The sequence below is a fragment of the Proteus vulgaris genome (assembly GCF_023100685.1).
Classification (GTDB): Bacteria; Pseudomonadota; Gammaproteobacteria; order Enterobacterales; family Enterobacteriaceae; genus Proteus.
Genome location: NZ_CP090064.1, coordinates 1,412,726 through 1,429,904 on the forward strand (window position 1 = coordinate 1,412,726; position 17,179 = coordinate 1,429,904).

The following is a 17,179-nucleotide window of genomic DNA, read 5'->3' on the forward strand; positions in this document are numbered from 1 at the left end:
TGGGTAATCAGCTACAAATAGGCAAATAGAAGGCGCTACGGGCATATACTCATAGTGCCTTCTTTTTTCAAAGTGTTAGATAGATCAAAAAATGAAAGTAAATTAACAAAAAAATGAAAATTTAAATGATACAACGTGCGCTATATCTCATTTAAATGTAAGCGTGATGTCTATGATTATTGCCGTATGTGATTAATATAAAAATTAAAGGAAAGAAAATGCGTAAAGTCACGTTAGCTTTTAGTGCAATTGCTTTAGCGTTAAGTTTAAATGGCGCGGCAATGGCAAAAGTTCATATGCCAGAAGTTGTAAACCCAGGTGTTACTGTTGCTCAATTAGCACAACAACAACCAATTAATTGGGTTTCTGTTGCAGAAATCGAGAAAAGTTTAGTTGGTCAAGCACCAATGGCTGTTGGTTTTGATATTGATGATACTGTTTTATTCTCAAGCCCAGGTTTTTACCGCGGTAAACTAGAATATTCTCCAAATGATTTCAGTTATCTGAAAAACCCAGAGTTCTGGGAAAAAATGAATAACGAGTGGGATAAATTCAGTATGCCTAAACAAGTCGGTATCGATCTTGTTCAAATGCACTTAAAACGTGGTGATACTGTTTATTTCATTACTGGTCGTACTCAAACTAAAACTGAGACTGTGACCAAATATGTTCAAGAAGGTTTAAATATCCCAGCTGATAAAATGCAACCTGTTATTTTCGCGGGTGACCAACCAGGCGCAAATAATAAAGTAAGCTGGATGCGTGATCATAAACTGAAAATTTACTACGGTGATGCTGATGCCGATATCGCAGCAGCAGATGAACTGAATATCCGTGGTATTCGTATTCTGCGTGCAGCTAACTCTTCTTACCAACCACTGCCAAAAGCAGGTCAGTTTGGTGAAGAAGTCGTTATCAATTCAGAATATTAATTTTTACCCTTTGTTTACCTTTATTTGTAAGGCGTAGGAAACTACGCCTTTTTTCTATCTAAAAAATACCTTTCATTTAAATAAATTTATTTAGCAAATTTTAATTCTTAATTTCTATAAAACGCTTACTTTTATTTGTCTGTTTTTTACCCTTTGGTTATTTTTCCATATAAAATAATATTGTGAATATAAAAACAGCAAAGTAGTCTTTTTATGATTAAATAAAATCAAATTCCCATCAAGGGTTTATAAAACTTTAAAAATATTAGTTTATTCCTATAAAACTCTTTTCCAAGCTCATCTAATATTCTAGGATACCAAAATAATAATAAGGGATGAGGGTAGAGGATTTATGGCGCACCAACCAATTAAAAGAGCAATCGCATATTCAGTTGTTATAGGCACACTGCTTTCAGGGCATTACGCTGTGGCAACTGAAACTGAATCAGTTGTGTTATCTACACCCGAAACAGAAACTGAGACATTAGTGCCTGTCATTAATGAAACGATGCTAGCACCCGCCAACGTGGCAATGAATATCCCACAAGTGACTGAGTTAGAGGCAAAAGCAAAGTTACAGTCGTGGCTCCCAATAGGATATAAACCATCATATTTAACTCAACTGGTAAAAGTCTACCAAGCGAATAACCTCGTACTTATTTGGCAAGATGAAAAAATCGCACAGCAATTACAAGAACAAATTGCAGAAGTGGCTATTTCAGGTATTCAGCCTCAATTTGGGCAATGGTTAGTACAATTAGAAACACCAGAGTTAACAAAAGAAGGGCGTGATATTATTTTATCAGACGCATTTCTTGGTTATATCAGTTTTGTTGAGCAAGTGAATAAATCAGGTGCATCTTTACTGTATCGTAATGCTGCACAAACTTTGCCATCACCATCGGATAAATTCGTGGTTGATCTACAACAAAATATTCAAAATAACACTTTAGGCAGTTTCGTTATTTCTTATGCACCTTCTCATCCTTATTACAGTTTAATGAAAGAAGAAGTGCGCAAGCAATTACATAGTGCGGTTGTTTGGCCTGAAATGAAAGGAACAGGATCATTAAAGCCAAATCAATCCTCTGAAGAAGTCTTAGCACTTAGACAAATTTTGCGCCATTTAAAACTGATCCCTGAATTAGCAGAAAATGAACAAGAAATTGCAACAACTGTTTATGATGCGCCTTTAGTTGCGACTGTTAAATTATTTCAAACGGCTCATGGGTTAGAGCCAGATGGTGTTATAGGGCGACAAACGCGAGTGTGGTTGAATATAACCCCCGCACAACGTGCCAGTATTATGGCATTAAATATTCAACGTCTTCGGTTAACACCGGCCATAGGTGATACTGGAATTTGGGTGAATATTCCTGATTTTTCACTCTATTTTTATGCCAATAATGAGCTTATTCTTGATTCAAAAGTGATTGTTGGCAGACCAGATAGAAAAACGCCGATTATGAGCAGCGCGCTGAACAATGTAGTGGTTAATCCACCTTGGAATGTGCCAACAAGCATGACACGTAAAGATATTGTGCCTAGAGGTAAAGCTGATCCTAGCTACTTTAGCCGTAAGGGATATACCATTTACTCTGGATGGGGAAATGATGCTTACCCAATTAATCCGTATGATATTGATTGGCAAAATATGAGTGCAAATAATTTCCCTTACCGAATTTGGCAGGCTCCGGGGCCAACAAACTCATTAGGGCGTTATAAATTTAATATGCCAAATTCAGATGCGATATATCTGCATGACACTCCAAATCATTCATTATTCTCAAAAAACATGAGAGCAATCAGTTCAGGTTGTATTCGTGTAAATAAAGCCTCTGAGCTTGCTTCAATTTTATTGGGTGATGCAGGATGGAAACAAGATAGAATTGATGCGGCATTAAAACGTGGTTCAACACAATATGCCCCAATTCCTGAACGTATCCCAGTTTATTTATATTATCAAACCGCATGGGTAGCGCAGGAAAATGCACCTCAATATCGTGCAGATATTTATGGTTATGACAAAAGCATTTCAAATGCCCAACCTTATTTAGAGAATATTAAGAAATACTTGTAATATAAAAAAGTATAAATTGAATAAAGGGCGGCTAAATTGGTCGCCCTTTATTTATATATAAATCAATGAGATATTTTTATATATTGTATTTTTTAATAAGAAAAATGAAAGAGTAATAAATATACAAAATATTTTTAAAATTTCTATTAAAAATAGAATGATAAAAAGAGTCTTTAGTATAAATAACTAAATTAATAAGATTTGAAATGCTGATAAATTAAAATGAATTGTTATTTACAATACTATACAAACCATAAGAAACAATTCGGGAAAAATATTGTCATAATAAAGGTTCTTCCTCCTAAAATAATTTTTTGAGTGCATATACTATGGATATTATTGATTCACACCGCCGTAAGTGGCTGGGGCTCGGTATGGCCGCAGTGGGGTTAGGTTTATTGCCTTCTCATGCTTTTGCTTCATTAGCTACACCTCGCCCAAAAATTCTTCGCTTTAATAATTTAAATACTGGTGAAACTATTAAAGCCGAGTTTTTTGATGGAAAACGTTATAATAAACATGAGCTTGCTAAACTAAACCATTTGTTTAGAGATTACCGACAAAATAAAATTAAAACAATTGATCCCGCCCTGTTTGACCAAATCTATTTACTGCAAGTAATGCTGAATAACAATAAACCCGTTGAACTTATTTCAGGTTATCGCTCTTTAGTGACCAATAATAATTTGCGCCAAAGCAGCAGTGGTGTCGCTAAGAAAAGCTACCATACTCGCGGACAAGCAATGGATTTTCGCTTAGTAGGCACAGAACTTTCAAAAGTTCGTCAAGTGGCGCTAAGAATGAAAGCGGGTGGTGTTGGATATTATCCGAGAAGTAATTTTGTGCATATTGATACAGGACCTGTTCGCTCATGGTAATCTATTGAGAATTAGTTAATAGAGAGTGGAGTGATTCATGATGTATCACATTGTACCTGTGACAAACTATATGCAAAATTGCACCCTTATTTGGTGTGATGAAACGAAGGAAGCGGCAATTGTTGATCCTGGTGGAGATGTCGAAACGCTTATTGCAGAAATCGAAGCCCGCCAATTAACATTAACCAAAGTATTATTAACACACGGACACTTTGATCATATTGCAGGCACCTCTCAAATTGTTGAGCATTTTAATGTTCCTGTTTATGGGCCACATAAAGATGATAGTTTTCTACTTGAAGAATTAGAACAACAGTGTCGTATGTTTAATTTTCCTTGTGGAAAATCATTTACACCAGATAGTTGGTTAAATGAGGGTGATACCGTGACAATCGGTAAAACAATTTCGTTATCTGTTTTACATTGCCCTGGTCATACACCAGGACATATTATTTTTGTTAATCACCAGAATAAACTTATTTCAATGGGTGATGTTTTATTTAAAGAAAGTATTGGTCGTACCGATTTCCCGCGTGGAAACCATGCCGATCTTATTGCATCAATCAAAAATAAAGTCTTACCTTTAGGTGATGATTATTTGTTTATTCCGGGACATGGCCCTATGTCTAATTTAGGTCATGAGCGCCAATACAATCCGTTTTTACAAGATGAAATGCCAATCTGGTGATCTGGTAATAGTGGCTATAAGCGAATAAATATGAAAGCTCTTTATTATAAAGAGCTTTTTTATCAGTAAAAAATGAGATTTATATTTTTATTGATCTAAATAAAAATACCACGTTATTAATAACGTGGTATTTATCTTAATTACACTTTATAAGGTAATTAGAGTACTGCAACAATGGCTTCACATAGTGGAACCATATTCTCAAGAGTTAAACCAGCTACGTTAATACGACCTGAGCCTACGATATAAATACCGTATTCAGCGCGTAAACGCTCAACTTGTTCTTTATTTAAACCACTAAATGAAAACATACCATTTTGGTCAATAATAAAGCTAAAGTCTTGCTTAGCACCTTTTTCTTGCAGTGTCGTCACTAACAGTTGACGCATACGCTGAATACGTTCGCGCATGGTTGTTAGCTCTTCAATCCATTCTTCTTTTAACTCTGGATTAGAAAGAATAGTTGTTACTACTGAAGCACCGTGTGCTGGTGGGTTTGAATAGTTGGCACGAATAATTGCTTTTGCTTGGCTAAAGGCTTTTTCAGCAGTGTCGCTGTCTTTGGTGACAATGGTGCATGCACCGACACGTTCATTGTAAAGACCGAAGTTTTTAGAATATGAACTAGCAACAATAAGCTCAGGATTTTTTTCTGCAAAGAGACGTAAGCCTTGAGCATCTTCTTGAAGACCGCGAGCAAAACCTTGGTATGCAAAGTCAAAAACAGGTAACCAGCCTTTTTCTGCTGATAGTTCAGCTAATTGACGCCATTGTTCTTCAGTTGGATCAATACCGCTTGGGTTATGGCAGCAACCGTGGAACAGAACAACATCACCCGCTTGAGCTTTAGCAAGGCTTGCTAACATGCCTTCAAAATCTAACCCACGATTTTTTGCATCGTAATAATCATAATTGCAGATCTCAAGACCTGCAGTTTGGAAAATGTTGTTATGGTTAGGCCAAGTAGGGTTACTAATCCAAACGCGTTTTGCTGTGGTTTGTTGAGCAATAAAATCCGCAGCAATACGTAAAGCACCTGTACCACCCGGTGCTTGAGCTGTACGTGCGCGTTTTTCAGTGATAATAGGGTGTTGTTCACCAAACAAAAGTGCTTGGGTCACATTGCCAAATTCAGGGATACCGCTAATAGGAAGGTAATTTTTAGTGGTTTCGTTTTCTAACAGGTATTTTTCTGCTTTCTTAACAGTGGTTAAAACAGGGGTTTTACCTGTTTCATCCTTATAAACACCAATCCCTAAGTTAATTTTGTTTTCACGAGGATCAGAACGGAAACTATCAGCTAAACCCAGAATAGGATCGGCTGGTGCAGCAATGATTTTCTCAAACATAGTGTAATTGTTCCCTAAGCTCAAAACGAAGCCAAAATATGAGTATCAAGAGTAACGCTATGAGGCCTTTTTGCCAACTGTTTGTAGAGAAATTAACAAGAAGTTGTGAACTAAGTGAGAATAAATAGCAAATCAAGATGTAAATAAGTGAATATCCTGTGATTACATTAACATGTAAAAATAATCACTAAAAAGACATAATTGTTTAGTATGATAAACTTTTTTAGATTGTTAAAAATAAAGAAGTGGTAATATTTTTCAGTGAATAAATAAACAGATCCACTGCCAATGCAAAAATAAAAAGAAAGAAAATATTAAGAATAAGAAGAAAAAAGCGAGCTAAATAACAAGAGATTAAGATTGGAAGTAGGGGGACAAATAAAAAAGCAACACCGAAGTGTTGCTTTTCAAATCAATTAACTTGACTGTTTAATTACCTAAGCGGTAATTAGAACTGATAAGTCAGACCTAAACCAACTACGTTGTCAGTTGCAACGTTAGCATCTTTAGTGAAATCATTTTTGTCTAACAGGTTGATTTTATAATCAATCACAGCAGTCATGTTTTTGTTAAATTTGTAGAAAGAACCTACAGAGATATATTTAACTAAATCTTGATTGTTATCATATCCAGTAGCACCAATATCACGACCTAAATCTTTACCTTTAGATTGGACATATGCTAAAGAAGGTTTGATACCTAAATCTTTAAAGTCATACTGTGCAGTTAACTCGATATTTTGAGTTTTGTTAGCAATTAAAGCATCTTTAGCCTTACCAAAGTAAGTCATGTTACGGGTTTCACCGTACATTGCTGCTAAGTAAACATTGTTTGCTTCGAACTTACCACCGAAGTTCCATGCTTCAGCACGCTCACCACCAGCTAAGCTAGCGTGTTGTTGTGGAGCTGTACGAGCAGAGTTAGAATAACCACCACCCAGTGTTACGCCCCAGCCTAAGTCATAAGCTGTAGAGAAACCAAAACCATCACCATTAGCTTTTACATCAGCATCATGTAGGTCTGGGTTTTTAGGGTCGTATTTACCACGAGCATTGTTGGTATTTTCGTTGTTTTTGCCTTGGTATTGCAGAGCAAAGCTCAGGCCATCAACATAACCAAACATGTTGTTGTTACGGTAAGTCAGAACGCCAGTAGTACGGCCAGTCATGAACACATCAGTTTGTGCCATTGAGTCACCGCCCCATAAAGGCAGAACGTCTGTCCATGCGTTGGTGTCGTAAATTACACCGTAGTTACGACCGTAGTCTAGTGAACCGAAGTCAGCAAATTTAAAACCAGCGTAAGCGAAACGAGTTTTTGAAGAGTTTTCGCTTTCAGTTGTGTTAGTTTTAACTTCGTATTCAAAACGACCGAAACCAACTAAATCTTTATTGATTTGAGTTTCGCCTTTGAAGCCGATACGTGCACGAGATGCATCACCGTCTTCACCTGAATCTTTATTAGCGAAGTAATGACGAACGTCAACTTTACCGTAGATGTCTACTTTGTTGCCGTCTTTGTTATACATTTCAGCTGCGTTTGCTGCACCAGCAAACATTAAAGCTGGGATTACCACTGCAAGAAGATTGCGCTTCATCATTATTATTACCCTCATTGGTGTTATTCAGACACCTTTGCCACTGCCAGAAATAGTTTCTTAATTTTTATGGAACTATTTATGAGAGTTAAGTGTCGTCTGTGTCGGGTGACAGTGTTCCATTGGTAAAAAATTTTATCTACCCCCAATTTGCTACAAAAACGAAAAAAGTGTAACAAATTGTAACTATGTATTTCAAAGTATGTATTTTGGGGAACTTTTGAATTAAATAACAGCCATGCATAAAAAAAGCCAACCTTGCGGTTGGCTTCTTCACTTAAGTAAAACTAGTACAATAAAACAGCAATGCAAATTTTCAGTTGAATACTAATTAATCACTAAATTAAAAATCTGCATTTCTTGGTGTACGTGGGAATGGAATAACTTCACGAACGTTTGCGACACCGGTCACATAAGCAACTAAACGTTCAAAACCTAAACCAAATCCTGAATGAGGTACGGTGCCATAACGACGCAGGTCGCGATACCACCAGTAGTCTTCTTTGTTCATTCCCATTTCTTCTAAACGTTTATCAAACATATCTAAACGTTCTTCACGTTGAGAACCACCGATGATTTCACCAATTCCCGGCGCTAACACGTCCATTGCTGCAACTGTTTTACCGTCTTCATTCATACGCATATAGAATGCTTTGATATCTTTAGGGTAGTTTTTTACAACAACAGGTGCTTTAAAGTGTTTCTCTGCAAGGTAACGCTCATGCTCAGAAGAGAGGTCAACACCCCAATAAACTGGGTTTTCAAATTTCTCACCACAGTTTTCAAGCACAGTAACTGCATCGGTATAATCGATTTGAGCAAAATCAGAGGTGATAAAGTTCTCTAAGCGTGAGATAGCGTCTTTATCGACACGTTGTGCAAAGAACTCCATATCATCTTTACGCTCTGCTAATACGGCTGCAAAGGTGTATTTCAACATTTTTTCAGCAAGGGCTGCGATATCGTTAAGATCAGCAAATGCCACTTCAGGCTCAACCATCCAGAATTCAGCAAGGTGACGACTGGTATTTGAGTTTTCAGCACGGAATGTTGGACCAAAAGTATACACTTTGCTTAATGCAGAGGCATAAGTCTCACCATTTAATTGACCTGATACGGTTAAAAACGCTTCACGGCCAAAAAAGTCTTCACTGAAATCGACTTCGCCTTTATCTGTGCGTGGCAGATTGTTCATATCAAGTGTAGAGACACGGAACATTTCACCTGCACCTTCAGTATCAGCCGCAGTGATCAGTGGCGTAGAAACCCAGAAGAAGCCTTGTTCATCGAAGAAACGATGTAGTGCTTGTGCTAATGTGTGACGAACACGAGCAACTGCACCAATTAAGTTAGTACGAGGACGAAGGTGAGCAACTTCACGTAGGTACTCAATACTATGACGTTTGGCGGCCATCGGATAAGTTTCCGGATCATCGACCATTCCTACCACAATAATATTGGTGGCATGAATTTCAAAGTTCTGTCCCTGGCCCGGAGATTCAACAATTTTACCGGTGACTTCCACAGAACAACCTGTGGTTAAGTGCAGCACTTCATCTTGATAATTCGGTAAATTATTATTAATGATGGCCTGTACTGGATTAAAGCAGGAACCGTCATAGACGGTAAGAAATGAGATACCAGCTTTTGAATCTCTTCTTGTACGTACCCAACCGCGAACGGTGACGTCTTCGCCAACCGCGATACGGCCTTGCAGTACGTCGACTACAGGCGCAACGATCATAAATAAATCTCTCTTCGTTTAATTAAAATAATTGTTTGGTTAATTCACTCTGCCCCTGTCGGACAGTTTTTCTATGTTACTTGCAATAGCGCAGGAAACAAGTAGGAAATTTTAGTTTAAAGAGTCAATAAAGAAGAGAAAAGCTTTTGTATAAAATAAATTGACAAAAATAGGAGAAATATTGATAAAAGTAGGGGTTATGACAAAAGAAAGGGTAATTATTACCCTTTCTTTTATTAATGAAGGTTTTTAGCTAATTAACAGGCTTGTTTGACAAGTGGAACATCAAAGGCTTTGCGTAGCTTGTCAACAAAATCATCGTCTTCGCAAATGGTTTTGCCTGGGCTATCTGATAATTTAGCAACGGGCTTACCATTACACTCCACCAGCTTAATGACAATATTAAGTGGCGTTATCTCTGGAATGTTACAAGTGAGCCGAGTACCAATACCAAAGATTAAACGAATGCGTTTATGGAAATGTTTATAAAGTACTAATGCCTTTTGAAAATCGAGGCTATCAGAAAAGACTAATACTTTACTCATTGGGTCGATGCCCAGTTTCTCATAATGCGCAATCGCTTTTTCACCCCATTCAATAGGATCACCAGAGTCGTGACGTAAACCTTGATAACTCTCTGCAAAGGCCTTATCAAAATCACGCAAAAAAGCATCCATCGTAATACAGTCAGTTAATGCAATACCTAATTGATCGGGGTATTCATCTAACCAAGATTGTAAAGCTGCGCGCTGGCTATTGGCCAGCTCTGGACTAATCTGCTGATGCGCCTGAAACCACTCATGAGCTTGTGTACCCACAGGGGCTAATTGCATGCGTTCTGCTAAATGATAGTTACTTGTACCAATAAGATAAGGGAAATGATTTTTCAGCTCATCCACAATGGCGCACTGTACATCATAAGAAAAACGGCGACGAGTACCAAAATCCATCAATTTAAAATCGGCTAAGTCAATCTGCTGTTCAGCCGCATCACGGTAGAAGATATCAATTAATTTACGTAATTGATTAACTGCGTCATCTGGTGTGATTTGAGGTGAACGAGCACGATGTACAATTTCACTCACTAAAGCCAACAAAGGTACTTCCCATAAAATAACTTCACGCCAAGGGCCTGTAATTTTTATGGTAAGTTGGTTTTCAGGTGTGGTTGAAATATGGACTTGTTCTGGCTTAAAGCGGAAATGCTTAAACCATTGCAGATAGTCATTTTTGAAAAAAGGGAGACTCTGAAGATAGTCAAATTCTTCATTCGTTAATGACAAGTCTGCCATCATGTTAACTTGATGGCGTAAGGTTGTTGCATATTCACCTAGACGTTCATCACTCCGACAGCGGAACTCAGCAACGACAGGAATATCACTATAATGATGGTAAACCGCTTGTTGCATGTGGAGCTTGTATGCATCGGTATCCAACAGTGATGTAATAATCGGTGTAGCGTCTAAAATCATAGCGCGTCAAGCATCCTCACGGAGCGTTTTTATGTCTGCTAAATCGTTAAGGTTGGAGAGTATACCCGAATATGGCGACAAAGCGTCACTATTCGACAATATTTCTCTGCAACATAAAAACAAGCTGTAAAACTTAGATGAGTTTACCACGTTAAACATAATTTGGGAGTATATTAGCATCATTTACCAAATAAATTGATTACATGTATTAATAAACTATTAACATTCTGTTGACTTTTAATGTTTTCAATTGAATATTCGACTGGCTAAACAGATTTTTGACGAGTAAGCTTTGGCAATATAACCGTTAAATAGTCGTGTTAACTAAAAGGTTTTTTTCTATGACACAACAAAGAATCGCGAAATTTCGCAAAGATTATCGAGCCCCTGACTACACAATCACCGATTTACATCTTGATTTTATCTTAGATAAAGAAAACACTCAGGTTACAGCGATCAGCCAATGTAAACGTCTAAACTCAAATGCGACAGCATTAGTATTAGATGGTGAAGATTTAACATTAAAATCAATTTCAGTTAATGATGTTGCTTGGACACACTATAAAGAAGAAAACGGCAAACTCATCATTGAACAATTACCAGAGCAATTTACATTAAAAATTGTCAACGAAATTAATCCATCAGCCAATACAGCATTAGAAGGGCTGTATGTGTCAGGTGACGCATTGTGTACACAATGCGAAGCTGAAGGTTTCCGTCATATTACTTATTATCTAGATAGACCTGATGTGTTAGCTCGTTACACCACAACAATTACTGCAGATAAAAAACAGTATCCTTATTTATTATCTAATGGTAACCGTATCGCACAAGGTGAACTTGAAGATGGACGTCATTGGGTAACATGGGAAGATCCACATCCAAAACCAAGTTACTTATTTGCAGTTGTTGCGGGTGATTTTGATGTATTACGAGATACTTTTATCACCAAAAGTGGTCGTGAAGTTGCTTTAGAGCTTTTTGTTGATAAAGGCAATTTAGATCGTGCAGATTGGGCAATGACATCATTGAAAAATGCGATGGCATGGGATCAATCTCGCTTTAATTTAGAATACGATCTCGATATCTATATGATAGTCGCTGTTGATTTCTTTAATATGGGTGCGATGGAGAATAAAGGACTGAATGTCTTTAACTCTAAATATGTGCTAGCAAAAAGTGAAACGGCAACCGACAAAGATTATTTAGGCATTGAGTCTGTTATTGGTCATGAATATTTCCATAACTGGACAGGCAACCGAATTACTTGTCGTGATTGGTTCCAGTTAAGCCTAAAAGAAGGTTTAACGGTTTTCCGTGATCAAGAATTCAGTTCAGATTTAGGCTCTCGCTCTGTTAATCGTATCAATAATGTACGAGTGATGCGTACCGCACAGTTTGCAGAAGATGCAAGCCCAATGGCACATCCAATTCGTCCTGATAGTGTGATCGAAATGAACAACTTCTATACTTTAACAGTATATGAAAAAGGCTCAGAAGTGATCAGAATGATCCACACTTTATTAGGTGAAGCGCAATTCCAAGCGGGCATTCAAATGTATATTCATCGTCACGACGGTAGTGCTGCTACCTGTGACGATTTTATTCAAGCGATGGAAGATGCTTCTAATGTGGATCTCACTTTATTCCGTCGTTGGTATAGCCAATCAGGTACACCACAACTGACAGTGCGTGACAGCTATAATGTGAATAAAAAGCAATACACCTTAACTGTTAGTCAAATGACACCACCAACAGCTGATCAAGCTGAAAAACAAGTGCTACACATTCCATTAGATATTGAATTGTATGATCATAAAGGCAATGTGATCCCTCTGCGTTCACAAGGTCAGGCGATTTCTAATGTATTGAATATCGTCCGTGAAGAACAACAATTTGTATTTGATGACGTTCCAGAACAGCCAATCCCATCTTTATTACGTGAGTTCTCTGCGCCTGTAAAACTTGATTATCCATTTACGGATGAGCAATTGTCCTTTTTAATGAAATATGCTCGTAATGCATTTTCACGTTGGGATGCAGCACAATCATTGTTGGGCCGCTATATAAAAGAAAATGTTACTCGAGTTCAAAAAGGTGAAAACTGCATTCTTCCTGAAATGGTGATTGATGCTTTCCGCGCAGTATTGCTTGATAAAGATATCGATCCTGCATTAGCTGCACTTATTCTGACATTACCAACAGATGTCGAAGCAGGTGAATCATTTAGTATTATTGATCCAATAGCTATTCATGAAGCACTTGGCTTTATTCGTAAAACACTGGCAACTGAAATGGCAGATGAATTCTCTGCTGTTTACCATTCTATGCATATTGGTGCTTATCGTGTTAATCATGATGATATTGCAAAGCGTGATTTACGTAATGTTTGCTTAGGTTATTTAGCGGTTGAAAATGAGCAAACAGGTAATCAACTTGTCGATGCGCAATATCACAACAGCGATAACATGACTGATGCTCTTGCCGCACTTAATGCTGCTGTAATGGCGCAGTTACCTTGCAAAGATGCGTTATTACAAGAGTTCGATGATAAATGGCATCAAGATGGTTTAGTGATGGACAAATGGTTTAGCTTACAAGCCATGAGCCCAGCAAAAGATGTGTTACAGACAGTACGTAGTCTGTTATCTCATCGCTCCTTTACACTAGCAAATCCTAACCGTACTCGTGCGTTAATCGGTGCATTTGTGAATAATAATCCAGTGGCTTTTCATGCTGAAGATGGTTCTGGTTACTTATTATTGACAGAAATTCTGACTGACTTAAATAGTCGTAATCCACAAGTTGCTTCACGCCTTATTGAACCGTTTATTCGTTTAAAACGTTATGACGCAACATGCCAAGAAAAAATGCGTGCAGAGTTATTAAAACTGAAAGCACTTGAGAATTTATCAGGTGATCTCTATGAGAAAATTACCAAAGCGTTAGCTGATTAATCTCGCGCTCAATATCACTTTATGAGTGAACATGTAACGAAAAATTAGCATGATAATCAGATCCCCAGCATAGTCTGGGGATTTTTTATGGCAAATTGTGAAATTGAAGCGTTTACTTTTCGTGCTTTTATCTATATGATGCACGACGCTTAAATTGTCGTAGACATATCATTCCTAATACCCGATATTCTCAATGGAGATCGTATGTATTATTCCTTAGTAAGGAAGGCATTGTTTCGGCTAGATCCTGAACGTGCCCATGATTTTACCTTCCGTCAGTTAAAACGTTTATCTCATTCCCCATTTCAATTTCTTATTCAGCAATCACTTCCTTCAAAACCTGTTTCCTGTATGGGACTCTCATTTAAAAATCCACTTGGTCTTGCTGCTGGTCTTGATAAGAACGGTGATTGTATAGATGCACTTGGTGCTATGGGATTTGGTTTTATTGAAGTCGGCACTGTGACGCCACGTCCTCAAGTTGGAAATGATAAACCGCGTTTATTTCGTTTAGTGGAAGCTGAAGGGTTAATTAACCGTATGGGATTTAATAATCTCGGTGTTGATAACCTTATTGAAAATGTAAAACAATCTCGTTATGGCGGTATGCTAGGTATTAATATTGGTAAAAATAAAGATACTCCTGTAGAGCAAGGTAAAGACGATTATCTGATTTGTATGGAAAAAGTTTATGCACATGCTGGTTATATCGCGATCAATATTTCATCACCAAATACTCCGGGCTTGCGTACACTGCAATATGGTGAAGCATTAGACGATTTGTTATCAGCAATTAAAAATAAACAATTAGAGTTGCAAGGAAAATATCAAAAATATGTTCCTGTTGCTGTCAAAATTGCACCTGATTTAACACATGAAGAATTAATTCAAGTTGCAGATAGCTTAGTGCGTCATCATATTGATGGTGTTATTGCGACAAATACCACATTAGATAAGTCATTAGTCAGTGGATTAGATCACTGTAATGAAGCTGGGGGATTAAGTGGTCGTCCGGTACAATCAAAAAGCACACAAATAATTCGCCAATTAAATGAAGAATTAAAAGGCGTATTACCTATTATTGGTGTAGGTGGAATTGATTCATTAACTGCAGCAAGAGAGAAAATGGATGCTGGTGCTTCTCTCATTCAAGTCTATTCAGGATTCATTTATCAAGGTCCTGCACTTATCAAATCTATAATTAATCATATCTAAATACATTTTATAATGAGTTAAGGGCTTTTCTTCTGCCCTTAACTCGTTTATATTGCCCCTAGTTGGTTATTTTTTATTAAATTGCACTGATTGTGCTTAATTAATAGTAAAATGAATCCTGTTTTTGTTAGGTGATATTAAATATTTTATTTATGTCATTTAATTTTGATTATTTGTCAGAGTATAAAACAGGTAATGAATCGAAGGGGGATTAATTAGTGATAATAAAACCCGATGATCGCTGGCGTTGGTATTTTGATGTTGAGCAACAAAGATTAATGCTTGATTTAGCCAATGGCATGGTTTTTCGTTCTCGCTTTCCAAGCAAAATGTTGAGTGAGAGTGCTCGGCAATCAGCATCTTTTACCGTCGATGATGCAGCTCTTTATTATGGATACGATGAGCAGATCCGCCAAATTGATATGCCATCAGAATCAAGAGCTGAATTAGCTTTAAATGCATTAATAGCCCATCGCTTTTTAAAGCCACTGATGCCTAAGAGTTGGTATTTTGAAGTTAACAATAATCAAATCAACCCTTATTTATCTCAAGTGGTAGAGGCTTCATTAAAAGAAGGTAATGAAACAGCCCTTTTTTTAGTGGCAGAAGTGGGTACTCAAGCTTGTTTATGTTTATTAGCGCAACCGCAATTAACGTTATTCGATAGAACACTTAATTTTTGTGACCCAATAAAAATTATGAATGACAGGTTAAGCAATTACCATAAAGAGTCGGAGTCAGGATCATTTTTGTACGAAAAAGTTATTTAACAAAAAGAGTAAAAAGGACTTACTCTTTTTATTATTACTCATTAATTTAACATTCCAAAAACAAATTCACCTTAAACAACGCTTCCTAAAATCAAATCTCTATTATTTTTTCTTACAATATATTTCTAGAAACAAATAAAATGAGTTTATCAATATTCATTACTTAGGTCTTAATAAGATAATTCTTATTAAATAAACTATTTTATTTAAAATAAAAAAGAAGATAAGGACAAATTACCTTCTTTTAATTTGTGATAAAGATAAGTGTTATTTTTTATTAAGTGAAAGTTTCACATTACCGTTAGGAATACAGCTACAGGCTAAAATTTTACCTGAACGTTTAATTGCGCCGGCTTTTAATGCATTAACATCGCCTTCATCCAATTGGATAACGCAAGAGCCACAAAGGCCAGCTCGGCAACTATAAGGAATGGTATAACCATTGTTTTCAAGCTGTTCTAACAGGACTTCTTGGTTATTACCTTCAAAAACCTCGCCGTTAAATTCAATGCTGACAGTCTGTTCCTGTGTGTTTTCAATGACGGGCGCTGATGGTGTTTCAACAGCTGCTGTTACAAGATACTGTTTTACTTCTTTATAAGCTAATACTTCAACAGTATCTCCTACACGAATAATACCAGTTTGGCGAATGATGACATTTTGACCAAAATCGACATCACCTGTTTCATCACTACGGAATGTTTGCAGTGTTGCAAGTGGTTCTGTGTTAGGATGTTTAACGCCTTTATCAATACTAATTGTGGTCATGATGCAACGGCTACAAGGTTTCATCAGATCCATCACAACAGAGCCAACACGAATAGTCTGCCAAGTATCTTCTTCAAAAGGCTTTGCACCTGTTATGAGGATATTACCTCGAAATTGCTCAATATTAATTGAAGCGGGGCAGCGTTGTTGTAAGTATTGAAATGAGGCTTCATTAATTAATAAGTAAGGGTAACCATCAGCGAAAGAAACAGCGGTTTCTGGATTTTTTTTCACTCGACGTGTCGATTTTTCGCCAGTCCAACGAAGTTGAACATCCATTTTTAAATAACGACTGAACCACTGATTTATTTCATCTGGAGCCACATACGCGGTAAAATGGTTGCCCCAAACTTCTGTCGGTTGCAATGTGGTCTCAAAATCTTGATAGGTGATAGCAATACCCTCACCATCAGGTGCTTGAATATAAATACCATTTGCCATGACAGTGGGAATAAAACACAGCAAAACGGGAAATTTTCGTGCCGTGATAAACGTCCCTTCTGGGGTAGTTATCATAAAATCACGATCAAACGTGAATCCGCTCTCACGAGCAAATGCATGAGAAAGTCGAATTCCCTTCATTGATTTAACTGGGTGTATATAAAGGCGTGAAACGTTGATCATCGGTGCTCCCAAAAGACATTATTATTTTTTATAGCCAGTAACTTTATGACAACGTAATACAATTAGCTATAATGCCCAACAATTTTATTTTAGGTGGTAACAATA

General features: G+C 37.1%; 12 protein-coding genes. 7 read left to right on the forward strand and 5 right to left on the reverse strand.

What is annotated here, in order from left to right:
- The first annotated feature begins 218 nt into the window (after positions 1-218).
- From aphA to LW139_RS06600, 4 genes are all read left to right on the forward strand, one after another.
- On the forward strand, positions 219-932 hold the full coding sequence (gene aphA / locus LW139_RS06585) for an acid phosphatase AphA (protein ID WP_166539629.1): 714 nt from the start codon (positions 219-221) through the stop codon (positions 930-932).
- 352 nt (positions 933-1,284) lie between these two features.
- The gene (ldtD, locus tag LW139_RS06590) at positions 1,285-3,012 is read left to right on the forward strand and encodes a L,D-transpeptidase (RefSeq protein WP_227336654.1); all 1,728 of its coding nucleotides are present in this window, start codon (positions 1,285-1,287) and stop codon (positions 3,010-3,012) included.
- A 329-nt stretch (positions 3,013-3,341) separates the two neighbouring features.
- Positions 3,342-3,890: a YcbK family protein gene (locus LW139_RS06595; protein ID WP_072062789.1), complete on the forward strand. Its 549-nt coding sequence runs from the start codon at positions 3,342-3,344 to the stop codon at positions 3,888-3,890.
- Positions 3,891-3,927: 37 nt separating this feature from the next.
- On the forward strand, positions 3,928-4,578 hold the full coding sequence (locus tag LW139_RS06600) for an MBL fold metallo-hydrolase (protein ID WP_072069661.1): 651 nt from the start codon (positions 3,928-3,930) through the stop codon (positions 4,576-4,578).
- Between the two features lie 158 nt (positions 4,579-4,736).
- Here the strand turns inward: LW139_RS06600 and LW139_RS06605 are convergent, their stop codons facing one another.
- The 4 genes from LW139_RS06605 to pncB form a co-directional block, all read right to left on the reverse strand.
- Positions 4,737-5,927, reverse strand: coding sequence for an amino acid aminotransferase (locus LW139_RS06605; RefSeq protein WP_227336655.1), 1,191 nt, complete (start codon positions 5,925-5,927; stop codon positions 4,737-4,739).
- A gap of 448 nt (positions 5,928-6,375) precedes the next feature.
- Positions 6,376-7,527 carry a porin gene (locus tag LW139_RS06610; RefSeq protein WP_282186885.1) on the reverse strand — a complete coding sequence of 384 codons (1,152 nt, stop codon included), beginning with the start codon at positions 7,525-7,527 and terminating at the stop codon, positions 6,376-6,378.
- Positions 7,528-7,867: 340 nt separating this feature from the next.
- Entirely contained in the window at positions 7,868-9,268 is a 1,401-nt protein-coding gene (asnS, locus tag LW139_RS06615) for an asparagine--tRNA ligase (protein WP_166539626.1), read from the reverse strand.
- 257 nt (positions 9,269-9,525) lie between these two features.
- A complete protein-coding gene (gene pncB / locus LW139_RS06620; protein WP_166539552.1) occupies positions 9,526-10,740 on the reverse strand; it encodes a nicotinate phosphoribosyltransferase in 1,215 nt (404 codons plus the stop codon).
- A gap of 341 nt (positions 10,741-11,081) precedes the next feature.
- Between pncB and pepN the strand changes: the two genes are divergently transcribed.
- The 3 genes from pepN (at position 11,082) to LW139_RS06635 (ending at position 15,682) form a co-directional block, all read left to right on the forward strand.
- Positions 11,082-13,697 carry an aminopeptidase N gene (pepN, locus tag LW139_RS06625; protein WP_247850802.1) on the forward strand — a complete coding sequence of 872 codons (2,616 nt, stop codon included), beginning with the start codon at positions 11,082-11,084 and terminating at the stop codon, positions 13,695-13,697.
- A gap of 204 nt (positions 13,698-13,901) precedes the next feature.
- Positions 13,902-14,912: a quinone-dependent dihydroorotate dehydrogenase gene (gene pyrD, locus LW139_RS06630; protein WP_247850803.1), complete on the forward strand. Its 1,011-nt coding sequence runs from the start codon at positions 13,902-13,904 to the stop codon at positions 14,910-14,912.
- 218 nt (positions 14,913-15,130) lie between these two features.
- Positions 15,131-15,682, forward strand: coding sequence for a cell division protein ZapC (locus tag LW139_RS06635; protein ID WP_247850804.1), 552 nt, complete (start codon positions 15,131-15,133; stop codon positions 15,680-15,682).
- 267 nt (positions 15,683-15,949) lie between these two features.
- Here LW139_RS06635 and LW139_RS06640 read toward each other — a convergent pair whose 3' ends face one another.
- The gene (locus LW139_RS06640) at positions 15,950-17,074 is read right to left on the reverse strand and encodes a YcbX family protein (protein ID WP_247850806.1); all 1,125 of its coding nucleotides are present in this window, start codon (positions 17,072-17,074) and stop codon (positions 15,950-15,952) included.
- Positions 17,075-17,179 lie beyond the last annotated feature (105 nt).